The sequence below is a fragment of the Pseudomonas sp. R19M genome, assembly GCF_050312585.1.
GTDB lineage: Bacteria > Pseudomonadota > Gammaproteobacteria > Pseudomonadales > Pseudomonadaceae > Aquipseudomonas > Aquipseudomonas palleroniana.
Window position 1 is genome coordinate 44,631 of record NZ_JBNPJV010000107.1, and the last position, 25,523, is coordinate 70,153.

Annotated in this window: 25 protein-coding genes; 13 read left to right on the forward strand and 12 right to left on the reverse strand. The window is 62.1% G+C overall.

Annotation, left to right across the window (positions count from 1 at the left end; all coding sequences use genetic code 11):
* The first annotated feature begins 191 nt into the window (after positions 1-191).
* The gene (locus ACQRBT_RS27400; protein ID WP_412047074.1) at positions 192-1,241 is read left to right on the forward strand and encodes a DUF6515 family protein; all 1,050 of its coding nucleotides are present in this window, start codon (positions 192-194) and stop codon (positions 1,239-1,241) included.
* Here ACQRBT_RS27400 and ACQRBT_RS27405 read toward each other — a convergent pair.
* Positions 1,238-2,131, reverse strand: a complete 894-nt coding sequence (locus tag ACQRBT_RS27405) for a cation diffusion facilitator family transporter (protein WP_104996053.1) — start codon at positions 2,129-2,131, stop codon at positions 1,238-1,240. The two genes, ACQRBT_RS27400 and ACQRBT_RS27405, sit on opposite strands and share 4 nt — an antisense overlap.
* Positions 2,132-2,140: 9 nt before the next feature.
* The gene (locus ACQRBT_RS27410) at positions 2,141-2,560 is read right to left on the reverse strand and encodes a hypothetical protein (protein ID WP_060754700.1); all 420 of its coding nucleotides are present in this window, start codon (positions 2,558-2,560) and stop codon (positions 2,141-2,143) included.
* Positions 2,561-2,812: 252 nt separating this feature from the next.
* Here ACQRBT_RS27410 and hrpB point away from each other — a divergent pair, with 252 nt between their 5' ends.
* Entirely contained in the window at positions 2,813-5,320 is a 2,508-nt protein-coding gene (gene hrpB, locus ACQRBT_RS27415) for an ATP-dependent helicase HrpB (RefSeq protein WP_412047073.1), read from the forward strand.
* A gap of 63 nt (positions 5,321-5,383) precedes the next feature.
* On the opposite strand, the gene ACQRBT_RS27420 is transcribed toward hrpB, so the two are convergent.
* Both ACQRBT_RS27420 and ACQRBT_RS27425 read right to left on the reverse strand, forming a co-directional pair.
* Entirely contained in the window at positions 5,384-6,472 is a 1,089-nt protein-coding gene (locus tag ACQRBT_RS27420; RefSeq protein WP_412047072.1) for an endonuclease/exonuclease/phosphatase family protein, read from the reverse strand.
* Between the two features lie 41 nt (positions 6,473-6,513).
* Positions 6,514-7,173 carry a YciC family protein gene (locus tag ACQRBT_RS27425; protein WP_126870832.1) on the reverse strand — a complete coding sequence of 220 codons (660 nt, stop codon included), beginning with the start codon at positions 7,171-7,173 and terminating at the stop codon, positions 6,514-6,516.
* 181 nt (positions 7,174-7,354) lie between these two features.
* Here ACQRBT_RS27425 and ACQRBT_RS27430 point away from each other — a divergent pair, with 181 nt between their 5' ends.
* The 3 genes from ACQRBT_RS27430 (at position 7,355) to ACQRBT_RS27440 (ending at position 9,379) form a co-directional block, all read left to right on the forward strand.
* Positions 7,355-8,119: a DUF2076 domain-containing protein gene (locus tag ACQRBT_RS27430; RefSeq protein WP_090365680.1), complete on the forward strand. Its 765-nt coding sequence runs from the start codon at positions 7,355-7,357 to the stop codon at positions 8,117-8,119.
* Between the two features lie 128 nt (positions 8,120-8,247).
* Positions 8,248-8,724 carry an NYN domain-containing protein gene (locus ACQRBT_RS27435; RefSeq protein WP_060752345.1) on the forward strand — a complete coding sequence of 159 codons (477 nt, stop codon included), beginning with the start codon at positions 8,248-8,250 and terminating at the stop codon, positions 8,722-8,724.
* A 43-nt stretch (positions 8,725-8,767) separates the two neighbouring features.
* Positions 8,768-9,379 (forward strand): 3'-5' exonuclease, encoded by a 612-nt coding sequence (locus ACQRBT_RS27440; protein WP_104996048.1) that lies wholly within the window; start codon positions 8,768-8,770, stop codon positions 9,377-9,379.
* A 118-nt stretch (positions 9,380-9,497) separates the two neighbouring features.
* Here the strand turns inward: ACQRBT_RS27440 and ACQRBT_RS27445 are convergent, their stop codons facing one another.
* Positions 9,498-10,196, reverse strand: coding sequence for a cyclase family protein (locus ACQRBT_RS27445; RefSeq protein WP_412047071.1), 699 nt, complete (start codon positions 10,194-10,196; stop codon positions 9,498-9,500).
* On the reverse strand, positions 10,186-10,641 hold the full coding sequence (locus ACQRBT_RS27450; protein WP_090365685.1) for an Lrp/AsnC family transcriptional regulator: 456 nt from the start codon (positions 10,639-10,641) through the stop codon (positions 10,186-10,188). Before ACQRBT_RS27450 ends, ACQRBT_RS27445 begins: the two co-directional genes overlap by 11 nt.
* A 161-nt stretch (positions 10,642-10,802) precedes the next feature.
* Between ACQRBT_RS27450 and yedA the strand changes: the two genes are divergently transcribed.
* Complete coding sequence (gene yedA, locus ACQRBT_RS27455; RefSeq protein WP_104996046.1) at positions 10,803-11,699, forward strand: drug/metabolite exporter YedA; 897 nt, start codon at positions 10,803-10,805, stop codon at positions 11,697-11,699.
* Between the two features lie 48 nt (positions 11,700-11,747).
* Positions 11,748-13,082 carry a DEAD/DEAH box helicase gene (locus ACQRBT_RS27460; protein WP_104996045.1) on the forward strand — a complete coding sequence of 445 codons (1,335 nt, stop codon included), beginning with the start codon at positions 11,748-11,750 and terminating at the stop codon, positions 13,080-13,082.
* 116 nt (positions 13,083-13,198) lie between these two features.
* On the opposite strand, the gene ACQRBT_RS27465 is transcribed toward ACQRBT_RS27460, so the two are convergent.
* Positions 13,199-14,425: a TIGR03862 family flavoprotein gene (locus ACQRBT_RS27465; RefSeq protein ID WP_412047070.1), complete on the reverse strand. Its 1,227-nt coding sequence runs from the start codon at positions 14,423-14,425 to the stop codon at positions 13,199-13,201.
* A gap of 172 nt (positions 14,426-14,597) precedes the next feature.
* Positions 14,598-15,518 (reverse strand): histone deacetylase family protein, encoded by a 921-nt coding sequence (locus ACQRBT_RS27470; RefSeq protein ID WP_060752338.1) that lies wholly within the window; start codon positions 15,516-15,518, stop codon positions 14,598-14,600.
* A gap of 75 nt (positions 15,519-15,593) precedes the next feature.
* Between ACQRBT_RS27470 and ACQRBT_RS27475 the strand changes: the two genes are divergently transcribed.
* The 3 genes from ACQRBT_RS27475 to ACQRBT_RS27485 are packed head-to-tail and all read left to right on the forward strand — an operon-like array spanning position 15,594 to position 17,667.
* Complete coding sequence (locus tag ACQRBT_RS27475; protein WP_060752337.1) at positions 15,594-16,163, forward strand: GNAT family N-acetyltransferase; 570 nt, start codon at positions 15,594-15,596, stop codon at positions 16,161-16,163.
* Between the two features lie 38 nt (positions 16,164-16,201).
* Positions 16,202-17,071: an acyl-CoA thioesterase II gene (gene tesB / locus ACQRBT_RS27480; protein WP_060752336.1), complete on the forward strand. Its 870-nt coding sequence runs from the start codon at positions 16,202-16,204 to the stop codon at positions 17,069-17,071.
* A complete protein-coding gene (locus ACQRBT_RS27485; RefSeq protein ID WP_412047069.1) occupies positions 17,068-17,667 on the forward strand; it encodes an HAD family hydrolase in 600 nt (199 codons plus the stop codon). The genes tesB and ACQRBT_RS27485 overlap by 4 nt, the downstream gene beginning before the upstream one ends.
* Before the next feature lie 184 nt (positions 17,668-17,851).
* Here the strand turns inward: ACQRBT_RS27485 and ACQRBT_RS27490 are convergent, their stop codons facing one another.
* The 3 genes from ACQRBT_RS27490 to ACQRBT_RS27500 are packed head-to-tail and all read right to left on the reverse strand — an operon-like array spanning position 17,852 to position 20,197.
* The gene (locus ACQRBT_RS27490) at positions 17,852-18,838 is read right to left on the reverse strand and encodes an alpha/beta hydrolase (RefSeq protein WP_412047068.1); all 987 of its coding nucleotides are present in this window, start codon (positions 18,836-18,838) and stop codon (positions 17,852-17,854) included.
* Positions 18,839-19,726 carry a KPN_02809 family neutral zinc metallopeptidase gene (gene ypfJ / locus ACQRBT_RS27495; protein ID WP_060752333.1) on the reverse strand — a complete coding sequence of 296 codons (888 nt, stop codon included), beginning with the start codon at positions 19,724-19,726 and terminating at the stop codon, positions 18,839-18,841.
* Positions 19,727-19,780: 54 nt separating this feature from the next.
* Positions 19,781-20,197, reverse strand: a complete 417-nt coding sequence (locus tag ACQRBT_RS27500) for a membrane lipoprotein lipid attachment site-containing protein (RefSeq protein ID WP_060752332.1) — start codon at positions 20,195-20,197, stop codon at positions 19,781-19,783.
* 199 nt (positions 20,198-20,396) lie between these two features.
* On the opposite strand from ACQRBT_RS27500, the gene ACQRBT_RS27505 reads away from it, so the two are divergent.
* Complete coding sequence (locus ACQRBT_RS27505; protein ID WP_090365694.1) at positions 20,397-21,275, forward strand: DMT family transporter; 879 nt, start codon at positions 20,397-20,399, stop codon at positions 21,273-21,275.
* A 36-nt stretch (positions 21,276-21,311) separates the two neighbouring features.
* On the opposite strand, the gene ACQRBT_RS27510 is transcribed toward ACQRBT_RS27505, so the two are convergent.
* Positions 21,312-22,646: an MFS transporter gene (locus tag ACQRBT_RS27510; protein WP_161548411.1), complete on the reverse strand. Its 1,335-nt coding sequence runs from the start codon at positions 22,644-22,646 to the stop codon at positions 21,312-21,314.
* A 224-nt stretch (positions 22,647-22,870) separates the two neighbouring features.
* Between ACQRBT_RS27510 and quiC the strand changes: the two genes are divergently transcribed.
* Complete coding sequence (quiC, locus tag ACQRBT_RS27515; RefSeq protein WP_412047067.1) at positions 22,871-24,772, forward strand: 3-dehydroshikimate dehydratase QuiC; 1,902 nt, start codon at positions 22,871-22,873, stop codon at positions 24,770-24,772.
* A gap of 77 nt (positions 24,773-24,849) precedes the next feature.
* The gene (locus tag ACQRBT_RS27520) at positions 24,850-25,491 is read left to right on the forward strand and encodes a TetR/AcrR family transcriptional regulator (protein ID WP_060752328.1); all 642 of its coding nucleotides are present in this window, start codon (positions 24,850-24,852) and stop codon (positions 25,489-25,491) included.
* Positions 25,492-25,523: the final 32 nt, after the last annotated feature.

Sequence of the window (25,523 nt, forward strand, 5' to 3'; positions counted from 1 at the left end):
TGAGGTGAGCCAACGTCAAAAGCGTTGAGCCAGGACAAAATTCTCAAGGGGTGGCCGACGGGTCGCCCCTTTTTCTTTGCCTTGAGAAAATTGTTCTCGTGACTGATAACCTGTCTCAGAACCGGGTGAGGCTTTTCCAGTCTCATGTATGAGGCCGGGTATCCAGGCCCTAATCCGCAGTGAGGAATAGCATGAAACGCATCTGGCGTTTGGCAGGTGTAGGTTTGCTGATGGTCACCGTCAGCGCGCAAGTGATGGCTGATGACCCCCGTTCTGAAGGCGGCGGCCAACATGAAAGAGGGCCGGAGGGTGGGCGGCAGGGCAACGAACCGCCCCGCCCGCAAAACAACCAGCCCCGTCCACAGAATCAACATTTCGAGAACAATGCGCCGCGCCCGCAAAACGAGCATTTCGAGCGTGGCGAGCAGCAGGGGCACGGGCAGTGGCAAGGCCGGCCGCAAGGCGCCGAACCGTCTCGGCCGGCGCCGCAGCCTGCGAATAACCTGCCGATCCAGGGGCGCCCGGACACCGTTCGGCAAACCCAGGAGCCGCGCCAGGGTTACTACCAGGACATCCCACGGCGTAATGACGGCAATCCGCATTGGCAACCGGGTAATGGCCCCGGGCCGCGTCCCGGCGGCGGTTTCAACAATGGCCGGCCCGATGATCACCGTTGGCCCGGCCGCCCCGATGGGCACGGCAATGGCTGGGGCCCAGGCCCGCAATACCGACCGGGCTATGTCGTCGACCGTTTCCCCGAGCGTAATTATCGCGTGCCCTACCGTGGCCAGGACTATTTCTTCTCCGGTGGCTACTGGTATCGCCCGCAAGGCCCGCGTTATGTGGTGGTAACGCCGCCGTACGGTATCCGCGTGCAATACCTGCCGGATTACGCACGGGAAGTGTGGGTGGGCAGTACGCTGTTCTTCCTCGCGGCCGGCGCCTATTACACCTATGAAAGCAGCACCCAGCAGTACGTGGTGGTGCAACCGCCGACCCAAGTGCCGACGCCGCCGCCGGCGCCACAGGGCAATGGTTACGACGTGGTGGCCTACCCTGCCAACGGCCAGTCACCGGGCCAGGTGCAACAGGATGGTTATGACTGCTATCGCTGGGCGGTGCAGCAAAGCGGTTTTGATCCGCAGGCGGTGACCTACGCCCCGGCGCCCGCGGTGGTGCAAACCTACCGTCAGGCCCAGGGCAACTGCCTGAGCAGTCGCGGCTATCAGGTGCAGTATTAGGTTTTAGTGCCCGTGACCACTTCCCGCGGGTCGGCGTGCACCAGCACTTCGGCACGCGGGTAGGCTTGGTGAATGGCGTCGGCGGCTTGATCGCTGATGCCATGGGCGACTGACAGCGTCAACTCCCCCGGCAATTCCAGATGCAACTGCACGAACCAGTGGCTGCCGGAGATTCGCGTGCGCAAATCATGGGCGCCCAATACACCGGGGACGCCACGGGCCAGTTCCAGCATGTGCTGGCTCACGTCCGCTGGCAGTTCCTCGTCCATCAATACCGCAAAGCTCTCCCGGGCGATCTGGATGGCGCTCCACAAGATGTAGGCGGCAATGCCCAGGCCGAACCAGGCGTCGACCTGATGGTAACCAAAACCCGCCAACACCAGCGCCACCAGGATGCTGCCGTTGAGCATCAAGTCCGAGCGATAGTGCAGCGAGTCGGCGCGCACCGCGTTGGAGCCGGTTTCACGGATGACCCGGTGTTGCAGCATCAGCAGCGCCACCGTCATCAACAGCGAAAAGACGATCACCCCGATGCTCAACCACGGCGCGCCGACGGGTTCCGGATGCTGCAAGCGCTGGTACGCCTGGAACGCGATCAACACCGCGCTGCCGGCGATAAACAGCGCCTGGGCCATGCCCGACAGCGATTCCGCCTTGCCGTGCCCATAACGGTGGTCGTCATCGGCCGGGCGCAGCGCGTAATGCACGGCGAGCAAATTCAGCAGCGAGGTCACGCCATCGAGCAGCGAGTCGGTCAACCCGGCGAGCATGCTCACCGAGCCGCTGAACCACCAGGCGATCGCCTTGGTGATAATCAGCGCGGAGGCCACGCCCACTGAAGCGCGGGTGGCCAGGCGCAGGAGCCTGGCGTGTTCAGGACTGCTGGTCATGGACGATCCTTAGGCAGCGGGTTGCAGGCCCAGAGCGGCCAGTTGTTGCACGCTGCCCTTGAACTGGATCAGGCGCGGGTCATCGAGTGGCAGGCTGCGCCCGGTTTCTTTCTGGATGATGGTTTGCAGCTTGGCGTTGTCGACCTTGCCGTCTGCGCCAATGGCTTCGTGGAGTTTTGCCGGGTCAACCTGGGCGGTCTTGCCCGGTTCGAAGTAGATGGCGCCGGTGGCGAAGTCCACGCCGAACGCGATCAGGCCGGGGATCACATAGAACAGCAGGCCCACGGCGTCGAGCACGGCAATCGCCGGGTCGATCTTGCCGTCGATCTGGCCACGGCGGTCCGGGTAGAAGATCGAACCGCAGGCGGTCAGCTGGCTCAACAGGGTGACGGCGAGGACACCGCCGATGATGCGGGAAGCGATACGCATGGAAACTCTCCTGAACACGTTTTAAGGGTGAATATAAGCCAGTTTTGTCAGGCGACGATGATCAAGTGTGGGAGGGGGCTTGCTCCCGATGGCAATGTGTCAGGCAACTGCTTGGCTACTGACCCACCGCTATCGGGAGCAAGCCCCCTCCCACAGTTGCCGCGTCGACAGCCCAGAACCGTGGTGTTGTTGAGACCATCATCGGCATCCGGCAGTTCGCCGTTATACTCGCCGCTCTGTTCTGGAGCCAGTATGAATTCGTTGCCGATTGATGAAGTTTTACCCGCCCTGCGTGACGCCTTGGCGATTCGCCATGAAGCCGTGCTCGAAGCGCCGCCCGGCGCCGGTAAAACCACCCGCGTGCCCTTGGCCTTGTTGAACGAGCCGTGGCTGGCCGGGCAAACCATCCTGATGCTCGAACCCCGACGCCTGGCCGCCCGCGCCGCGGCCGAACGCCTGGCCAGCGAGTTGGGTGAAAAAGTCGGTGAAACCGTCGGTTATCGCATTCGCCTGGACAGCAAGGTCGGCCCGAACACCCGTATCGAGGTCGTCACCGAAGGCATTCTCACCCGTCGCCTGCAGGACGATCCGGCACTGGAGGGCGTGGGCTTGCTGATCTTCGACGAATTCCACGAGCGCAGCCTCGATGCCGACCTGGCGCTGGCCCTGAGCCTCAACGGCCGCGAGCTGTTTCGTGATGAACAGCCGCTGAAGATCCTGTTGATGTCGGCCACCCTCGAAGGTGAACGCCTGGCGAGCCTGCTGGAGGATGCGCCGATCCTGCGCAGCGAAGGGCGCATGTTCCCGGTGCAGGTGCGTTGGGGGCGGCCGTATCAGGCCGGTGAATTTATCGAGCCGCGTGTGCTGCAGACCATCCTTGAGGCCTTGCAGGACGAAGCCGGCAGTGTGCTGGTGTTCCTGCCGGGGCAGGCGGAAATTCGTCGGGTCAACCAGCAACTGGCGGACGCCCTGGGCGAGCGCAATGATGTGCTGCTCTGCCCGCTGCACGGCGAACTGGACCTCAACGCCCAACGTGCCGCCATCGACCCGGCGCCTGCCGGTAAACGCAAAGTGGTACTGGCTACCAACATCGCTGAGACCAGCTTGACGATTGACGGCGTGCGCGTAGTGATCGACGCCGGGTTGGCGCGGGTGCCGCGTTTCGACCCCGGCAGCGGCATGACCCGTCTCGACACCCAGCGCATCTCCCGCGCCAGTGCCACGCAGCGCGCCGGCCGGGCGGGGCGTCTGGAGCCGGGGGTGTGTTATCGGTTGTGGTCCGAGGATCAGCATGAAGGTCTGGCGGCGTATGGCAGCGCGGAAATCCTCGCGGCGGATCTTGCAGGCCTGGCCTTGCAGCTGGCGCGTTGGGGCGTGGCCCCGACGCAACTGGTGTGGATGGATGTGCCGCCGACCGCCGCCTATGCCCAGGCCCAGGATTTGCTGGTACGCCTGGACGCGCTGGAGGACGACAAGCTGACCCCGCACGGTCAGAAAATGGCCGAGTTGCCGGCGCATCCGCGTATCGCTCATTTATTGCTGCGTGGGCAGGACCTGGGTTTGGCGGCCACGGCCTGTGAGGTGGCTGCCCTGTTGGGCGAGCGCGATATCCTGCGCGGTGGCGGTGCCGATTTGCACAGTCGGTTGGCCTTGCTGTCCGGAGAAGAGCGCGCACGTGGCACCCAGGGTGGTGTGCAAAGAGCCAGGCAATTGGCCCGGCAGTACCGTGGTTATCTGCGCGGCAAGGCGACTCAGGCGGTGGCTGATCCCGACCACCCGCGCTGGCTCGGCGCCTTGCTGGCCCTGGCCTACCCGGACCGCGTCGCGCAACAACGTCGCCCGGGTGGCGCCGAATACCGCCTGGCCAATGGGCGCGCCGCGCTGTTCGCCGAGGCTGACAGCCTGATGAAACAACCTTGGCTGGTGATCGCCGACCTCGGCAGCCGCCAGGGCCAGCGGGAAGAGCGCATCTACCTCGCGGCGGATTTCGACCCGGCGCTATTCGATACGGTATTGGCCGAACAGGTGCGCAACGTCGACCAGTTGGATTGGGACGAGCGCGAAGGCGTGCTGCGCGCCGAGCGCCAACGCAAAGTCGGCGAACTGGTGCTCAGCCGCGAGCCGCTGACCGGCCTGGATGAGTCCGCCCGCAGCCAGGCGTTGGTCAACCTTATCCGCCGCAAGGGGCTGGCGCTGTTGCCCTGGACCCCGGAGCTGCGCCAATGGCAGGCCCGTGTCATGCTGCTGCGCCAGCTGGACGCCGGAAAAACCAGCGAATGGCCCGACCTTAGCGACAGCGCCTTGCTCGCCAGCCTGGAGCACTGGCTGATGCCGTACTTGGGCAAGGTCTCGCGCCTCAGTCATTTTTCCAACCTGGATATCTCCAGTTTCCTCCACAACCTGCTGCCCTGGCCGCTGCCACAGCGCCTGGACGAACTGGCACCGCAGCATGTGAAGGTGCCATCGGGTTCGTCGGTGCGACTGGACTACAGCGAACAGCCGCCGATCCTGGCGGTGCGCCTGCAGGAATTGTTCGGGTTGGCGGATACGCCGCGCATTGCCGGTGGGCGGCAGGTGGTGAAGCTGCACTTGTTATCGCCTGCGCGGCGCCCGGTGCAGGTGACGCAGGACCTGGCTAACTTCTGGCGCAGCACCTATGCCGAGGTGAAGAAGGATTTGAAAGGGCGCTATCCAAAGCATTACTGGCCGGATGATCCGTTGGTCGCCGAGGCGACGGCCCGGATCAAACCCCGCAAGTAGCCACAACAGAGAACAACTGTGGGAGGGAGCAAGCTCCCTCCCACATTATTTCGGTGGTGCCTGTCAGGGCGCGGCGGGCAGCAGGAACCGGGCAATCACCGGCAAATGGTTGGAAATGCGCAACGTATCCTCCTGCCGCACCTTGGCTTCGACCCGCTTGATGCGTGGGCTGTAGAACAGATAGTCCAAGGTGCGATCCGGGCCGTCGAGGCTTGGGTCGTTGGGGTAGTGCGTCAGCCATTTCGCGCGGTCGATGCCGCTGGCTTCGCTGTTGCTGGGGATCATCGGGTATTTGTCCCACAGCAAATGCAACTCGCTGTCCGGCGAATACTGACCGCGCTTGCCCGCTTCCAGGCGCAGGAACTGCCCCAGCGGCAGCAGGTTGAAATCCCCGCCGATCAACCAGGGCGTGCCTCGGCCTTCGAGCTTATCCAGCAGTTTCACCGTTGCCTTGACTTGCTCATCCACCGCCGAGCGCCCAGGCACATCGCTATCCAGACGCGTATTGAGCACCGCCAGTTGGCCGCCATCGCTCAGCGGCAGGTACGTCAGCAGCAAGGCCGGCTTGGGTTGGAACTGGCGGCTGATGAAGTTGCCGGGTGATACCGGCAGTTGCAGGCGTTCGGCGTGTTCGATCTGGTAGCGGCTCAGGATCGCCAGTTTGCGGCCGACACTGCCGAAAATATGCAGGCTGGGGATGAAATCGGCTTTCCAGTCGAACGCCTGGGCGCTGCACGGGTAAAGGTCGACCAGGCGTTCCTGCAACAGGGCCAACTGGTCTTGATAGTGGGATGGCTTGGCGTTTTCGTCGAGTTCCTGCAACAGCAGGATGTCGGGTTGTTCGTCACGGATCACCCGCGCCACTTCATCGAGGCTGTAGGCCATATCTTCCACGGTCGGACGGTCGTCCGGGCCGCTGCCGTCGGGGGTGTCGTACCAGAACACGTAGTTTTTACCGGCCAGGTATTGCACGTTCCAGGTCATCACCTTGAGCGCCTGCCCCGGCAGCAGGGTCGGCGCGCGGGGGGCGCCACAGCTGACGGGCAGGGTTTGCTTGTCGGCAGGGCGCCAGGTCAAGCTGTAGATCAGGGCAATGAGCAGGCCTGCGATGATCAGCAGGCCCAGCAGGAAGATGCGCAATAAACGGGTCATTGGCTCGGCTTATCAGCGTGTCAGGACAGGCACGGAGCATATCACCGTGCGTCGGCGTCGCCACCGATCAGCATGAATAAACGGAACAACACCACACTGGTAAACAACTGCAGGAAACTGTGGGCACTGTCCATCAACAGCCCCAGTAACGGACCCGGGTCTGGATAGGCCGCAGCGCTCGCGCCTTTGAGCAACCACAGCGGCGTCATCACGCACAGCAGGCAGACCAGGATTCGCCAGAAGTGCCCACGGCTCAGGCGAAAGCTTTCCTTCATCGCGTCCAGTGCCGGCATGCCGCGCAGCACCAGCAGGTACTCGGCAAACGCCAGCACCACCATCAGCCACAGGCCGGGCAGGAAGTACAACGACAAGCCCAGCAGAATCAGCAGCGTGCTCATGGCCGTCAGCAGGGCGAAGCGTGGCCACAGGGTCAGGGCCATGGCCCAGACATCCTTGGTGCGCGGCGACTCGCCGCGGGTGCGCGCATCCAGAAACAGGATCAGGGCGCCGGTGTACAGCGGATACACCAGCAGCCCGACGACCACGCTGTAACCGGGGAACGCATCCGGCCCCAGCGTGTGGTCCAGCACCTGTTGCAGCAGGGCTTCGAGGATCACCAGCGGCAGGCACAGCTGGACGATGGCGCCCAGGTTGCGTTGGGTGAAACGGAAGGAGTCGCGCAGTACGTCTAACGGATTCATCAGGGTCATCGCAGGCCAAAAAGCAAGGCCCACACTTTAACCGATCAGGGCTGGCGTTAAGCAAACGTAAACCTTAGGTAAAGACTATTGAAACGTCTGGTAACAGCCCCATAACTAGTCGCGTAGCTTGCCTGGTCCCAGGCAGGCCCATGATTTCTACCGGCAATCTAACGAGGTCGCCATGAACAGCGAAGAGCAAACCCTGATCGATGGACTGTTTTCACGGTTGCAACAAGCCGAAAAGGACTCAGCCCCCCGCGACGCCCTGGCCGAAGCGCGGATCAAGGAACACATGACTCGCCAACCGGCCGCCGGCTACTACATGACCCAATCGATCCTGGTGCAGGAACACGCGATCAAGAGTCTCGACGCGCAGAACAAGCAGCAGGCGCAGCAGATCCAGCAATTGCAGGATGAGCTGCAACAAGCCCGTTCCCAGGCGGCCCAGCCTGCGCCGAGCAGTGGCGGTTTCCTGTCGAGCATCTTTGGCGGCGGTTCCCGCGATCCACAACCGGCTCAGAGCGCGCCGGCTTCGACGGGTGGCGGCTGGCGTGAACCGGGGCGGCCATCGTTCGGCCAACCTGCGCCGCAACAAAACTACGCTGCACCGCCGCAGAACTATCAACAGCCGCAACAGGCGCCGGCAGCGCCGATTGGCAGTGGTTTTCTCGGTGGCGCCCTGAAAACTGCCGCCGGCGTGGCCGGTGGTGTGATGCTGGCCGAAGGCATCAGCAGCTTGTTCAACCATAATTCGCAACAGCCGCAGGTCGTGGAAGAAATCATCCGCGAAGAGCCCGCGCCGGCCAGTGACAACGGCAACTGGGGCAATGACGACCAGCGTTTCGCCGGGAATGACAGTTGGGGCGGCAACAACGCTGACAACTTTTCAGACAGCGACTATTCCGACAATTCTTCGTCTTTTGACGACGACGACTCCTACGTTTGACCTGCATTCAACCGGGGCGCTTCGTCGCCCCGGGCTGATTTTTCTCGGAAACTTTCCCATGGCTGGCATACTGGCGCCTTTGCGGACCTTCGTGTCCGGCGTTCAAGTGGTAAGCCTGGGGAAGTGCGGTGAAAAAAATTGCGGTGTTCGCCGATGTACAAAACCTCTATTACACCGTGCGCCAAGCCTATGGTTGCCACTTCAACTACGCCGCCTTGTGGGCTGACATCAGCTCACGCGGGCAGATCGTAGAGGCGTATGCCTATGCCATCGACCGTGGCGACAGCAAGCAGCAGCAATTCCAGCAGATCCTGCGCAACCTGGGCTTTACGGTAAAACTCAAGCCCTACATCCAGCGCAGCGATGGCTCGGCCAAGGGCGACTGGGACGTGGGCATCACCCTCGACATCATGGATGCCGCCGACCACGTCGACGAAATCGTACTGGCCTCCGGCGACGGTGATTTCGACATGCTGCTCGAGCGCGTTATCCACAAGCATGGCGTCGAAGCCGTGGCCTACGGTGTCCCGGGGTTGACGGCCAACTCACTGATACGCGCCGCCAGCCGCTATGTGCCGATCGAAGGCGCGCTGCTGCTCAAATAGAACGCTGCGGCTTGATAAACAGTTAGACGGAGTTGGAACGGGTTTGGAACGTATAGCGGTCATCGACTTTGAAACCACCGGCATCACCCCGAGCAGCCACTGCCGGGCCACGGAAATCGCGGTGGTCATCCTCGAGCGCGGCCAGATCGTGGATCGCTACCAGAGCCTGATGAACGCCGGTGTGCGTGTGCCGGGCTTTATCGAGCAACTCACCGGCATCAGTAACGCCATGCTGCGCAGTGCACCGCCGGCCGAGCGTGTGATGAACGAGGTCAACGAGTTCGTCGGCACGACGCCACTGCTGGCGCACAACGCGGCCTTCGACCAGAAGTTCTGGGACTATGAGCTGGGCCTGATCCGCCGCACCCGCCTGCAGAAATTCGCCTGCTCGCTGTTACTCGCCCGCCGCCTGATGCCCGCGGCGCCCAACCACAAACTCGGCACCCTCAACAGCTACGCCCAGTTGCCCCATACCGGCAAGGCTCACCGGGCGCTGGCGGATGCGGAGATGGCGGCCAACCTCACGGCGTACCTGGCCCAGGAACTGCGCGGGACTCACGGCTTGCGCGAACTCTCCCACGACCTGCTGTGCACCTTGCAGAAAGTACCGGCGGCGAAGATCACCGAACACCTGAAGAAGCACCGCGGGTTCTGAGCCCCTGACAATGAAACTCCAACTGTGGGAGGGGGCTTGCTCCCGATAGCGGTGTGTCAGCTCCAGATTAGCGGGCTGGTCCACCGCCATCGGGAGCAAGCCCCCTCCCACAGTGTCGTCAGGGAATAAACGCCATCACCGATGCGGGCGACCCTGATCCGCCTTCGAGCGCCAAGACACCTATCACCAATGTTGCACCCATGGCCGGCAGGCGGTCGAGATGGGTCAAACACTCCAGCACAATCCCATTCCTGGCGAGCACCGCACGATTGGTCGCGAATGCAGTGCTTTGCCCCGGATCAACCCCATGGGTATCAATACCGACCCCGGCGATCCGACGCTGCTCAAGCAAAAAACCAATCGCCGCCTCGCCGATCCCCGGAAAGTGCGAGCCTTGCGCGTCCAGCCCGAAGAACGCCGCCGGGTCGTGCCAAAGGTGTTGCCAGCCGGTGTACATCAAGACCACCGAGCCGGGCTCGATTGGCCCGTGCTGGCGTTCCCACTCTTCAATATCCTGCCGGCTGATTGCGTAATCGGGGTTGCCCTGGGTTTTACTGCGCACGTCCACTACCACTGCCGGCCGCACCAGGTCTTCGGGTTGATAACCGTCGATCCCCATTGCGTCGGCGTAGAAGCTGTTCGGCGCATTCATATGCGTGGCGCTGTGTTCACCCATGCTGAAACGTCGCAGGAAATAGCCATCCTTTTCCAGGGCGGCGACCTCTGCAAAAACCACCGGAGGGTCGCCCGGCCATAGCGGGATACGTGGGCTGACCGGGTGGCTGAGGCTGACGACCTTGCGCTGTTTATCCAGCATTTCTGGCCTCCAACTGCCCCAGCGGCACCCGCCGCTCTATCGCGCTCGACAAAATGATCGAGGTCTTGCTGAACCCGAATTTTGCGATCCGGTTGATCAGGTTCTCCAACTCCGGCATCGAGCCCACGGCGGCTTGCATGATCACGCACGGGTCACCGGTGACGCGGTGGCATTCGGTGAGCTCGGGAATTTCGGATAAGGCGTCATACACCTTCTGGCTGCCGTGATTGGTCAGGCGCAGCTCAATCACACACTGAATCGGCAAACCCACTTTGGACAGATCCACCTTGGCCTGATACCCGGTGATCACGCCACTGGCCTCCAGCTTGGCCACGCGCTCAGCCACGGCGGGGGCGGAGAGGTTGACCGTGCGAGCCAGTTGCGCAAACGAGGCGCGGCCGTCTTCGAGCAAGGCACTGAGGAGCATGCGGTCGTATTTGTCCAATGATAAGGCTCCGTAATGTGTGGCTTTCGAATCTATGGTTTATATCCCTCATAACCGTGTTTTGAAAAGTGTATTGGCGTTTTAAACAGGTTTTGTAACTTATGTTTATCAACCTGCCTTTTTAGAATATGTCTTCTGTCCTCCTGCCATAGAGCCGCCCAATGCCTGGCCCACGTCGCTTTCCCTTACCGTTGATCGCCGCCTTTTTTGCGTTGTACGTGATATGGGGGTCTACCTACCTTGTGATTCGCGTCGGCGTGGAGTACTGGCCGCCGTTGTTGCTGGCCGGGATTCGGTTTTGCACGGCCGGGGTGTTGATGTACGGCTTCCTCAGGTGGCGCGGGGTGCCGGCGCCGACCTGGGCTCAGTGGAAAGCGGCCGGGATGATTGGCATTTTGCTGCTCACCATCGGCAATGGTGGCGTGAGCATGGCTGAACATATGGGCGTGTCGTCCGGCGTAGCGGCGTTGGCCGTGGCGACCGTGCCGTTGTTCACTTTGCTCTGTGGGTATTTCTGGGGCGCACGTAATACCCGTCTGGAATGGGCCGGGGTGATCCTGGGTATTATCGGCATTGCCATGCTCAACATGGGCAGCACGTTGCAGTCGAGCCCCATGGGCGCGGTTCTGCTGTTGGTGGCGGCCGCGTCGTGGGCGTTCGGTTCGGTGTGGAGCCGGCAATTGCCGCTGCCCCAGGGCGCCATGGCCAGTGCTGCGGAGATGCTGGTTGCCGGTGTGGCGCTGCTGCTGGTCAGCGCGCTTTCCGGTGAGCGCCTGCAGGCCGTGCCGCCACTGGAAGGCTGGCTGGCGCTGGCCTACCTGACCGTGTTCGGTTCGATCATTGCCTTCAACGCCTACATGTACCTGCTCAAGCACGTGCGGCCGGCGGCGGCGACCAGCTATGCCTATGTGAACCCGGCAGTGGCCGTGTTGCTGGGGATCGTGTTCGTCGGTGAGACCATCGGCATGGAAGAAGCCTTGGCAATGCTGGTGATCATCAGCGCGGTGCTGTTGATCAGCCTGCCCCAGTGGCGAAAGCCCAAGCCTGAAATAAGGTAAACTGCGGCGCATTAAGCACTTGCGCTGAATTTTTCCTACGGTAAACACATGACTTTCGCCACCCTTGGCCTGATCGAACCCTTGCTGCGCGCCCTTGAGACGCTTGGCTACCAGACCCCGACGCCGGTGCAGGCGCAGGCCATTCCGGCGGTGCTGGCCGGTCGCGACCTGATGGCCGCGGCCCAGACCGGCACCGGCAAGACCGCAGGTTTCGCCGTGCCGCTCCTGCAATTGCTGACCCTGGAAGGGCCGAAAGTCGCTCCCAACTCGGCGCGCGCGCTGATCCTGTGCCCGACCCGCGAGCTGGCCGAGCAGGTTCACGCCAGTGTCGCCGAGTACGCTCAACACCTGCCGCTGACCACTTACGCGGTGTACGGCGGCGTGAGTATCAACCCGCAGATGATGAAGCTGCGCAAAGGTGTCGACATTCTGGTCGCCACCCCTGGCCGCCTGATCGACCTGTTCCGCCAGAACGCGCTGAAACTCAATCAGCTGCAAACCCTGGTGCTGGATGAAGCCGACCGCATGCTCGACCTGGGCTTTTCCGAAGAACTGGCGAACATCTACCGCATGCTGCCGAAAAAGCGCCAGACCCTGCTGTTCTCCGCGACCTTCTCCGATGACATCCGCCTGCTCGCCGGGCAGATGCTCAACGACCCGCTGAGCATCGAAGTCAGCCCGCGCAACGTCGCGGCCAACACCGTCAAGCAATGGGTGGTGCCGGTGGACAAGAAGCGCAAGCCAGAGCTGTTTGTGCACCTGATGCGCAAAGGCCGCTGGAAGCAGGTACTGGTGTTCGCCAAGACCCGCAACGGCGTGGATGCACTGGTGGATAAGTTGCAGGGCCTGGGCGTCAATGCCGATGGTATCCACGGTGACAAACCGCAGGCCACCCGCCAACGGGCGCTGGACCGCTTCAAGGCCGGCGAGGTGCAGATCCTGGTGGCCACCGATGTGGCCGCCCGTGGCCTGGATATCGAAGACTTGCCGCTGGTGGTCAACTTCGACCTGCCGATCGTCGCCGAAGATTACATCCACCGCATTGGCCGCACCGGGCGTGCGGGCAACACCGGTGAGGCGATCTCTTTGGTGTGCGCCGATGAAGTGAACATGCTGTCGGCCATCGAGATGCTGACGCGTCAGACCTTGACCCGCAAAGTCGAGCCGGATTTCGAGCCCGAGCACCGCGTGCCGGACACCGATGCCAGTGGGCAGGTGGTAAAGAAACCGAAAAAACCGAAGAAGCCCAAGGCTTCGGGCGGTGGCGGCAAACGTAACCTGGGCAAATGGGTGGACAGTGGCGAAGTGGCGCCGGCAGAGCCATCGATCAAACCGGTGCGCAAGGTGCCGGTGTTTAACACCGGGCCGCGTAAGAAGAAGTAATTTGCTGCGTGGCTGATAGCCTCATCAGAAGCAAGCCCCCACATTTTGAATCTGTTCACCGTTCAAAATATGGGAGGGGCTTGCCTCCGATGGCGGCATTAAAATCACCACAAATCTCAGCGCTTGAGCCACTCCAGCATCCCATGCCCCGCCGCTTTGCCGCTGGCAAAACACCCCGTCAGCAAGTACCCGCCCGTCGGTGCTTCCCAGTCCAGCATCTCTCCCGCACAGAACACCCCCGGTAACTGCTTGAGCATCAAGCGCTCATCCAACGCCTCGAACGGCACGCCGCCCGCTGTGCTGATCGCTTCATCGATTGGCCGGGTTTTAACCAGTGTCAACGGCAGTGCCTTGATCGCCACCGCCAACTGCGTCGGATCATTGAAGTGTTCAGCTGGCGTCAGCTCACGCAACAAGGCCGACTTGACCCCATCCAGACCCAACTGGCTGTGCAAGTGCTTGCTTATCGAACGCGAGCCACGGGGCTTGGCCAAGGCGGCTTGCACCTTGTCCAGCGGCTTGCTCGGTAGCAGGTCGATATGCACGGTGGCTGAACCGTCGCGATTGATCGCTTCGCGAATCGGTGCCGACAGCGCATAGATCAAGCTGCCCTCGATGCCCGTGGCGGTGACCACACATTCCCCCAGCCGCGGCTTGTCATCCGCTAGGCCGATGGCGACGTTTTTCAGTGGTGCACCGGCGAATTTGCTGATCATCAAGTCGCTCCAGGCCGACACCTCGAAACCACAATTGCTCGGCTGCAAAGGGGCGTACGGCAAGCCTTGATCTTCGAACAGCTTAAGCCAGGCTCCGTCGGAACCCAGGCGCGACCAGCTACCGCCGCCGAGGGCCAACAATACGGCAGGGCTGTGGACAGTTTTTTCGCCGTCCGGGCTGTGGATAACCAGCCCGCCGTCTGCGGCCCAACCCACCCAGCGATGGCGGGTGTGGATAACCACGCCCTGGTCGCGCAAGCGCTTGAGCCAGGCGCGCAACAGCGGGGCGGCCTTCATGTCCGTAGGAAAGACGCGGCCCGAAGTGCCGACAAAGGTCTGTATGCCTAGGCCGTGAATCCATTCGCACAACGCTTGGGCACCAAACGCGCGCAGCAATGGCGCCATTTGTGGGGCGCGTTCGGCATAGCGCGACAGGAACGCCGGGTACGCTTCCGAATGGGTGATGTTCATGCCGCCTACACCCGCCAGCAGGAACTTGCGCCCCACCGACGGCATGCCGTCGTAGAGGTCGACCCGCACGCCTGCCTGGCTCAAGACTTCAGCGGCCATCAGCCCGGCAGGGCCGCCGCCGATAATGATGACGTGTTGGGAAGGGGTATCGGGCATGGGGCAGGGCTACGGTCGCTTGAATAGGCCGAGCATTCTACCCGACGACAGCGCAAACGCCTGATCAAAAAACATACAGCTTCCTACAAGCCTTATGTAAAGCAGCGTTCAGACGCTTACGCTCAAGTTATCCACAGGTGGTTCCACAGGCATTGTGGGTAACGCCCAGGGTTCAATGACAACCTGATGACGCCCACACCCGCTGGGCGCTGTGATGCAAGATGCCGTGGCGACGGGCCAGGGCGGGGCGGTCTTTGCTGTAACCGCCGCCGATCACGCCCATCACCGCAATATCACGGCCCAGGCAGTGGCGCATCACGCTTTCGTCGCGGGCGGCGACACCTGCGTCGGTCAGCTTCAGGTAGCCGAGGGCGTCGTCCTTGTGCACGTCGACGCCGGCGTCGTACAGCACCAGGTCCGGCTGGTAGAGCGGCAACAGGTAGTTGAGTGCGTCGTCCACCACTTTGAGGTAGTCGGCGTCCCCCATGCCCATGGGCAGCGGGATGTCCCAGTCGCTTTGGGCCTTGCGTGCCGGGAAGTTCTTTTCGCAATGCAGCGACACCGTGATCGCCTCCGGCGTGTCGTGGAGGATACGCGCGGTGCCGTCGCCCTGATGCACGTCGCAGTCGAAGATCAGCACGCGGTTGACCCGGCCGCTGGCCAGCAGGTAATGGCTGATCACCGCCAGGTCGTTGAAGATGCAAAAGCCCGCCGGGTAATCGTAATGGGCGTGATGGGTGCCGCCCGCCAAGTGGCAGGCCAGGCCGTGTTCCAATGCCTGCTCCGCCGCCAGTAGCGAGCCGCCGACCGCCCGCACGGTGCGCCGGGCCAGGGCTTCGCTCCAGGGCAGGCCGAGGCGCCGCTGGTCTTCACGGGACAACTCGCCGCTCATATAGCGCTCGATATATCCACGGTCATGCGCCAGGGCCAGAATCTCGGGTGGGCACAGTTGCGGGCGCAGCAGTTGGCGGTCTTCGGTCAGGCCGCTGTCGACCAGGTGGTCGCGCAGCAGGCGGAATTTGTCCATGGGGAACCGATGGTCCGCCGGGAACTCGGGGCTGTAGTCATCGTGATAGATCAATGGCAAGGGCATGGGATTTTCTGACGGGAACCTGCGACGCATCTTACCCGCGTTGTACACTCACGCACATGGCAAGGGAGGGGACCCATGGAGCCGATACTGGAATTGGAAAGCGCACGCCTGGTGCTGCGCCAATGGCGCGACAGCGACCTGCCGGAATTTGCGCGCATGTGCGCCGACCCGCAGGTGATGCGCTATTTCCCGGCTAAATTGAGCCACCTGGAAACGGCTGCGTTGATCGGGCGGATTCGCGGGCACTTTGCCGAGTACGGCTTTGGTTTTTGGGCCTTGCAGCGCAAGGACACTCGCGAGTTTATCGGCTTGACCGGGCTGCAGAATGTCAACTTCGAGGCCGACTTTACCCCGGCCGTGGAGATTGGCTGGCGCCTGGCCCGCGAACACTGGGGCCTGGGTTATGCCAGCGAGGCGGCGTGGACCGCCTTGCGTTGCGGCTTCGATCGTTTGCAGGTGGATGAGATCCTGGCCTTCACCACTGAGTCCAATCTGCCATCACAAAAAGTCATGCAGGCCATCGGTATGCATTACGATCCCCAGGCAGATTTTGAACACCCCAAGGTCGCAGCCGATGACCCGCTGCGCCATCATGTTTTGTATCGCATCACCCGCGCCCAATGGTTGGACACGCTGCACGGATAAGCAGACCGGAATGCCCCATAGATTGTAGGAGTTGCTCTATGAGCCAAGTATTGGAAGATCTGGTGGACCTGCTGACCCTGGAGCCGATCGAGGAAAACCTCTTTCGTGGCCGCAGCCAGGACCTGGGGTTTCGCCAACTGTTCGGCGGCCAGGTGCTCGGCCAGTCGCTGTCGGCGGCCAGCCAGACCGTAGAAGACGCGCGGCATGTGCATTCCCTGCATGGCTATTTCCTGCGCCCGGGCGATGCCGCATTGCCGGTGGTGTACTCGGTGGACCGCGTACGTGACGGCGGTAGTTTCAGCACGCGCCGTGTCACCGCGATCCAGAAGGGCAACCCGATCTTCACCTGCAGCGCCTCGTTCCAATATGACGAGGAAGGTTTTACGCACCAGAGCACCATGCCTGTGGTGGTCGGCCCGGAAAACCTGCCCTCCGAGCTGGAACTGACCCAGCAACGCGCCCACCTGATCCCCGAGCACATGCGCGACAAGCTGCTGTGCCCCAAGCCGATCGAAGTGCGCCCGGTGACCGAGAAAGACCCGTTCAACCCGCAGCCGTCCGACCCGGTCAAGTACGTATGGTTTCGTGCCGACGGCGCCCTGGCCGACTTGCCGGCGCTGCATAAATACCTGCTGGCCTACGCCTCGGACTTCGGTCTGCTGACCACCTCGCTGCTGCCCCACGGCAAGACCGTGTGGCAGAAAGATATGCAGGTAGCCAGCCTCGATCATGCGCTGTGGTTCCACGCGGACCTGCGTGCCGATGACTGGCTGCTTTACGCCATGGACAGCCCATGGGCGGGCAACTCCCGTGGTTTCTCCCGTGGCAGCGTGTACAACCGCGCCGGGCAGCTGGTGGCCTCGGTGACCCAGGAAGGCTTGATTCGTCATCGCAAGGATTGGGCATGAGCCTGGCGCATATCCAACATTGGGTCTTTGACATGGACGGCACCCTCACGGTGGCCGTGCATGATTTTGCGGCCATTCGCGTGGCCCTGGACATTCCGCCGGAGGACGACATCCTCACCCACCTGGCGGCGTTGCCGGCCGATGTGGCAGCGGCCAAGCATGCCTGGTTGCTGGAGCATGAGCGCGAGTTGGCGGTGGGCTCGGTTGCCGCGCCAGGCGCGGTGGAGCTGGTGCGCGAGCTGGCCGGGCGCGGTTATCGCCTGGGCATCCTGACCCGCAATGCGCGGGAGCTGGCGCATATCACCCTGGCGGCGATTGGCTTGGCGGACTGCTTTGCCGCCGAGGATGTATTAGGCCGTGATGATGCGCCGCCCAAGCCAGACCCGGGCGGCTTGCTGAAGCTGGCGGCGGCCTGGGATGTTTCGCCGGGCCGGATGGTGATGGTGGGGGATTACCGCTTTGATCTGGATTGCGGCCGGGCGGCGGGAGCCCGGACGGTGTTGGTGAACTTGCCGGAGAACCCGTGGCCAGCGTTGGCGGATTGGCATGCCGCAGACTGTGTGGCATTGCACCAGATGATCCAGGCCAGCCACTGAAAAAGCGAAGTGTGGGAGGGGGCAAGCCCTAATGCCTGTCAGTTAAGAGATAGAGCGGACGATGGATAACCTGTGGGAGGGGGCTTGCTCCCGATAGGCCGCGCAGCGGCCTCAAAAATGGGCCTGCTACGCAGTCCATCGGGAGCAAGCCCCCTCCCACATTTTGAGTTGGTTTATTCAGTGCTTACTGGGTAAACAGCACCTTCTCGCCCGCAGGCGAGGTGAACATCTTGTCGCCGTCATGGCCCACGCCCGGTACTTCCACCAGCTTATGGCTCAGTTGCGGATGGCGCGTCTTGAGGTAGTCAAAGTAGTTGTGCCCACGAACCAGCCGGTACGCGCCCTGGGTCTCGGCTTCGCAGCTTTTATCCAGGGCCGGGTGGTTCGGGTCGGTGTCCTGCTGGCCCAGCAGGTAGGTGATGTCGCGTGACACATAAGCCTGCTCAAGCTGCTCGGCGCCCTGGCCTGTTGCGTAGGCGGGCAGGTGCTGCATGCCGTACTTCCATTCGTTGAAGCTTGGGCAACTGGCCACATCGAACTTCACTGGGCGCTGCGGGCTGAAATAGGCGTACGACGAGGGGTTCGCCACCACGTAACGCAGGCTGATGCCTTCGGTTTGCAGCAGCGGGTGATCATGGCCGGTGAGGGCAAAACGCTGCACCACTTGGCCGCCGCCGGAGTGGCCGGCGACCACGATTTCTTTCAGCGCCGGGAACAGTTTGCGGTTGCCCAGGTGCTTGATGATCTGGTCCAGCGCACCGTAGGAGCTGAGTTGGCCCGGGCCGGTCGACAGTTCGCCGGCCATCCAGTCATTGCCGTGCCAGCGCAGCACCTGCTTAGCCAGGTGATTGCGTTGCACATCCAGCTCATTGAGAAACTGCGGTGCGATCACCAGGGTATGGCTGGCAACGCCTGCGTGTGCGGCGGCATCTTCGCCGCTTTTGAGGTAGGTCTGCGCATTGCGCAAGCGACCGTGCACGATGATCAGTGCACGGGTGACGTTGGGCAGCGGCTGGCGCCAGTCCTGACTCAGGCCCAGGCTCAGGTCACCCGCCTGCAGATGAAAACGCTCGGGGCTGACCACTTTGACGCCGTGCGCTTTCTCGGCGGCCCAGGCGTTGGCGGAACAGCTGATCATCAAGCCCAGCAGTAGACCCAGTCGTTGGTTCATTTAGAGGCTCTTGGCGGCGAAGGTATCGCATTGAGTGATCTGCCCCTCGGTAAAGCCGGTCTTGAACCAGCGCACGCGCTGTGCCGAGGTGCCGTGGGTAAACGAGTCCGGCACGACGCGCCCTTGACCCTGTTGCTGCAAACGGTCATCGCCAATGGCGTTGGCGGCGTTCAGTGCGGCTTCAATGTCGCCGGGCTCCAGCCAGTTCAGGCGTTTTTGCGCACGGTTGGCCCACACCCCGGCGAAGCAGTCGGCCTGCAGCTCCTGGCGTACCAGCAAACCGCCGTCACCTTGCATTTGCCGGCCTTGCTGGCGCGCGGCCTGGATCTTGGATGAGATGCCCAGCAGTGTTTGCACATGGTGCCCGACTTCGTGGGCGATCACATACGCCTGGGCGAACTCGCCGGCAGCCTGGAAACGTTGCGACATTTCCCGGAAGAAATCCAGGTCCAGATACACCTGTTGGTCGGCCGGGCAGTAGAACGGGCCGCTGGCCGAGGTGGCGCTACCGCACGCTGAGTTGACCCGGCCACGGAACAGAATCAGCTTGGGGTTCTTGTAGACCAGGCCATTTTCCTTGAACACCTGGCCCCAGGTGTCTTCGGTATCGCCCAGCACGGCGCGCACGAAATCAGCCTGTTGGTCGTTGGCCGGCGGTGCCTGGCGGGTTTGTGTGCTCACCGAGGGCGCTTGTTCCATCTGGCCGGTCAACTGGCCGAGGATCTGCAGCGGGTCCTGGCCGGTCAGCCAGCCTATGCCGACGATCAGCACAATCGCCGTGAGGCTCAGGCCCTTGCCGCCACCAAAGCGCATGCCTCCACCACCGCCGCCACTGTCATCGCGGGCATCCACCACGTTGTCGCTGCGTCGGCCTTTTTTCCATAGCATGGGGGCAATCCTCTCGGTAAACGGTCTTACATTAATTGGGAAAGAGTATGGCCGTTAATCGCGGCAATAACCTTCGCCGGTATCGACAATCAAGCAGTCCTTTTTATCCGCCAGCCATTTCAGGCCGGTGGCCTCGCCGTCGCCGGCGCTCAATTGCTGCGGACCGTCGGGACGGGTAAAGGTAATGCCGTCCTCGTTGGCTTCCCCTTTGAAGGTGCCGGCGTCGTCGTTATCCAGGCCGTATTTCATGGTCAGCAGGTAGTGGCCACGGCCGATGCTGTCGTCCTTGGCGATGGTCAGGCTCAAGCCTTCGACGCCGATCCACTTGCCGACCCATTTATCGGTCGGCGGGGTTGCCGGTACCAGCGTGGCCTGTACCGAGGCGGGAGCGGGTTTGGGCGCGGGCGTTGGCTCTTTATTGCAGGCGGTGAGCAGGGCAAGGGCAGGCAGAACAAAGAGTATTTTTTTCATAGCGACATGGCCTTGATCAAAAAGTGTGCAGCCCTTGGGCAAACGTGCTGCGTTGGACTCGAATACCGTGATTTAGTGCGCTGTTCGCACGGTGTTTGGTTATGCTCTTGGGGCAGACTCCGACCCGACTGCTAGATTACCGGGTTGAGTGCTGCCGTGTTCAGTGCTCAGCGTTCAGCCCGCCATGCAAGAGAATTCAATGACCGTCAGCACCCCCCTTTCCGGCGTCAACCGTCCCTTCAAAGGCATTTTGCTGATTGTGGTGGCGACCTTTCTGTTTTCCAGCCACGACGCCTTGTCCAAATACCTGGCCGGGTTCTATCCGATCGTGATGGTGGTGTGGGCGCGTTACCTGGTGCACACCCTGTTGATGGCCGGGATCTTCCTGCCGCAATCGGGCTTGCGGGTATTGCGCAGCAAACGGCCGGGGATGCAGGTGGTGCGCGCTTTGTGCCTGCTAGGCACCAGCCTGTTTTTCACCACGGCGCTGCATTACATCCCGCTGGCGGAAGCCACGGCGGTGAACTTCCTCGCGCCGATTCTGGTGACGGCGCTGTCCGTGCCGCTGCTCGGCGAGCATGTCACGCGCGGCCAGTGGCTGGCGGTGATCTGCGGTTTTGTCGGGGTGCTGGTGATCATCCATCCGGGGGGCGAGTTGTTTACCCCGGCGGTGTTGTTGCCGCTGTGTTCGGCGCTGTTTTTCTGCTTCTACCAACTGCTCACGCGCATCCTCAGCCAATACGACACACCGACCACCAGCAACTTCTTCGCCGGCCTGTGCAATACCCTGGTGATGAGTGCCATGGTGCCGTTCTTCTGGCAAATCCCCACGCTATGGCACGCAGTGCTGATGCTGGCGCTGGGTACGTGCGGGATGACGGCGCACCTGCTGTTGACCCAGGCGTTCCGCTTCGCGGCGCCGGCCTTGCTGGCACCGTTCGGCTATTGCCAGATCGTGTTCGCAGGGTTGTTGGGCTGGCTGGTGTTCAATCACACCCCGGACCTGACCACGGTGGTCGGGATCGGGGTGATCTGCATGAGCGGGTTGGCCGCTGCCTGGCAGCAGCGGCGCAGATAGCTCGGGGGGAGCTCGGGGGATAGCTCGTGGGGTAGCTCAGACGTCTACGGTAGGAATTCTGCGCGGTGCCATGAAGTACATCCAGGTCAGGGCAATGAAGTACATCGCCGGGATCAGGGTGAACAGCACCGTGTAGTTGTTGTTCGTGACCGTGAGGATATGCCCGACGATCTGGGTCATGAACATGCCGCCGATCGCCGCGCACATGCCACCGAAACCGAACACCGTGCTCATCATGTGCTTGGGCGTGTAGTCCATCACCAGGCTCCAGATATTGGCGGTCCAGGCCTGGTGCGCGCCGATGGCCAGGGAAATGGCAAACACTGCGACCCACAGCTGGCTGGAACCGGCCGCCATGATCACCCCGATGATGCAGCAGGCAAACAGCAGCATCGACAGCAACCGCGCCTTGATCGGGTTCATCCCGCGGCCGATCAGGAACGACGACAGAATGCCCCCGCCCACACTACCGAAGTCGGCAGTCAGGTAAATGATGATCAGCGGGATGCCCATCTGGGTCACGTTGATGCCCAGGTTGTATTGCTGGTTCAGGAACGGCGGCAGCCAGTACAGGTAGAACCAGAACACTGGTGCGGTCATCGCGTAGGCAAGGGCGAAGGCCCAGGTACCACGCATGCGCAGGATGCGGCTGAACGGGACGCGAGGTTGTTCCGGTTCGAGTTCCTGCTGTACGTAATCCAGTTCGGATTGTTTAACGGTGGGGTGGTCTTCCGGGTTGTAGTACTTCAGGCCCCAGCACACCAGCCAGATCCCGCCGAGTGCCGACATGCACAGGAACGCCGCCTGCCAGCCCCACACGTGCAGGATCAACGGCAGCAGCATCGGCGTCAGCATCGCACCGACGTTGGTGCCGGCGTTGAAGATGCCGGTGGCGACTGCGCGCTCACCCGCCGGGAACCACAGGCGCGTGGTCTTGACGCAGGCCGGATAGTTGGCGGCTTCGGTGATGCCGAGGATAAAACGGCAGATCATAAAGCCGAGCGCCGAGGTGGCCAGGCCGTGGGCGCCGGTGGCCAGGCTCCACAGCAAGACCGCGCAGAAGAACACGCGCTTGACGCCGATGCGGTCGATCAGCCGGCCTTGCAGTACAAAACCGATGGCATAACCCACCTGGAACCAGAAGTTGATGTTGGCGTAGTCCATCGCCGTCCAGCTCATTTCCTTGGCCAGGATCGGTTGCATCACGCCCAGGGCGGCGCGGTCGATGTAGTTCAGTGTGGTGGCGAAGAACACCAGGGCCAGCATGCCCCAGCGGGTTTTACCCACGGCCAGGGCGCCGCGGATCTTGTCGCCGATGCCGGCGTGCGGGTTGCCCGGGCGCGCGGCCAGGACGGAGTTTTGCGAAGGCATGAGGTGGTACCCGTTTTTGAAATTGTTATGGTGTGTGCTGGGCTTCTTTTTCGGGTGTAGCTGCGAGAACGATGGTGCGTAGCGGTTAAAAAATCGTCAATTCGCCAAAGGGGCTTAGTGTTCGATAATCGCACCAAAAACTAACCGGTTCGTACATTTTAATTGCTGCGTGTAGGCTGGGGGCGAATAATTTGCTACAAACAACAATTGCCGGGAGTCGCCCCATGCAACGTTCCATTGCCACCGTTTCCTTGAGCGGTACTCTGCCGGAAAAGCTTGAAGCCATTGCCGCCGCCGGGTTTGACGGGGTCGAGATCTTCGAGAATGACTTGTTGTATTACGACGGCAGCCCGCGGGAAGTCAGGCAAATGTGTGCCGACCTGGGCATTGCCATCACCTTGTTCCAGCCCTTCCGCGACTTCGAAGGCTGCCGCCGCGACCGCCTGGCGCGCAACCTTGAACGGGCCGAGCGCAAGTTCGACTTGATGCAGGAACTGGGCACCGACCTGGTGCTGGTGTGCAGTAATGCTTCGGCAGATTGCGTGGGCGATGAACGCATTTTGCTCGACGACTTGAGCCTGCTGGCCGAACACGCCGGGCGCCGTGGACTGCGCATTGGTTATGAAGCGCTGGCCTGGGGCAAGCATGTCAACACCTGGCAGCAGGTGTGGAACCTGGTGCGCCAGGTCGATCACCCCAGCCTCGGCGTGCTGCTCGACAGCTTCCACACCTTGTCGCTCAAGGGCGACCCGAGCGCGATCGCGCAGATCCCCGGCGACAAGATCTTCTTTGTGCAAATGGCTGACGCGCCGATCCTGGCCATGGATGTGCTGGAGTGGAGCCGGCACTTCCGTTGCTTCCCCGGGCAGGGCGAATTCGACCTGGCGGGGTTCCTCGCACCGATCATCCAGAGCGGCTACACCGGGCCGTTATCCCTGGAGATCTTCAACGATGGTTTCCGCGCGGCACCCACCCGGGCGAATGCGGCGGACGGCTTGCGCTCGCTGCTGTACCTGGAAGAGAAAACCCGTGAACGCCTCCAGCAGCAAGCGCCTGCCCAGCCCGTCGATATCCTGTTCGATACCCCGGCCGCCAGCGAATACGGTGGCATCGAGTTCCTGGAGTTCGCCGTGGATGAAAACCTCGGGGCCAGGCTCACTCAATGGCTGGAGCGCCTGGGCTTCGTCAAGGCCGGGCAGCACCGTTCCAAGAGTGTGAGCCTGTTGCGCCAGGGGGATATCAACCTGATCCTCAACTGTGAGCCGTATTCCTTCGCGCACAATTTTTTCGAGGCCCATGGGCCATCGTTGTGTGCCACGGCGATTTGGGTCAAGGACAGTGCCAAGGCGATGGCACGGGCAGTGGCCTACAAAGGCCAGCCGTATCGCGGATTGGTGGGGCCCAACGAGCTGGAACTGGGCGCGGTTCGCGCACCGGATGGCAGCCTGATTTACTTGGTGGACCCAAGCGAAGGCGACTTGTACGACACTGATTTCAACTTGCAGCCGGCAGCGCTTTCCAGCGGCGGCCTGCTGCGCATTGACCATATGGCGATGGCCTTGCCGGCCGACAGCCTCGACAGTTGGGTGCTGTTCTACAAGAGCCTGCTGGATTTCGAGGCCGATGACGAAGTGGTGTTGCCCGACCCTTACGGCCTGGTGAAAAGCCGTGCGCTGCGCAGCCGTTGCAGCTCGATCCGCCTGCCGTTGAATATTTCCGAGAACCGCAACACCGCCATTTCCCACGCACTATCGAGCTATCGAGGCTCGGGGGTGCACCACATTGCGTTCGACTGCGCGGATATTTTCGCCGAGGTCAGCCGGGCGAAGGCGGCGGGTGTGCCGTTGCTGGATATCCCGCTCAACTACTATGACGACCTGGCGGCGCGGTTCGATTTCGACGATGAGTTCCTCAGCGAGTTGGCGTACTACAACGTGTTGTACGACCGCGACGCCCAGGGCGGTGAGTTGTTTCATGTGTACACCGAGGCGTTCGAAGGGCGGTTTTTCTTCGAGATTATCCAGCGCAAGAACGGTTACGCCGGCTATGGCGCGGCCAACGTGGCGGTACGTCTTGCGGCGATGGCCAAATCCCGTAGCGGCGCGGCGCGGCAGGCGCGTTTATAACGGCGTGTCGGGTGCTTCCTTCGGCGGGCGGCGCGGCCCATAATCACCGCCTGCATAACACTGGCCGTGAGCGCACCATGACCTCCGAAGCACCGCGCAAGAGTCGTAAGAACAATCCGGAAAAGACCCGCGAAAACATCCTTCAGGAAGCCATCGTCGAGTTCGTTCAACAGGGCCTGTCCGGCGCTCGCGTGGATGCGATCGCCGAGCGCATCCACACTTCCAAACGCATGATCTATTACTACTTCGGCAGTAAGGAGCAGCTCTACGTCGAAGTACTGGAGAAGCTCTACGGCGACATCCGTAATACCGAAACCCGTATGAACCTCACCGCGCTGGAGCCCCGTGAAGCGATCCGGCGCCTGGTGGAGTTCACCTTTGATCACCACGACCAGAACGTGGATTTCGTGCGTATCGTCAGCATCGAGAATATCCACAACGCCGAATACGTGAAGCGTTCGGATGCGATCAAGGCGATGAACAGCAACATCCTTGAAGCGCTGGGCGCCACCTTGCGTCGGGGGGCCGAGATGGGGCTGTTCCGCGAGGGGCTGGAGCCGTTGGACGTGCACCTGCTGATCAACTCTTTCAGCTTTTACCGGGTGTCCAACCGCCATACGTTCAGTGAGATTTTTCAGATCGAGCTGTCGGACGAGGCGATCAAGCAGCGCCACCGCGAGATGATTTGTGATTCGGTGATGCGTTACTTGCAGGCCTAAGGCTGAAACAGGACCCATGTGGGAGGGGGCTT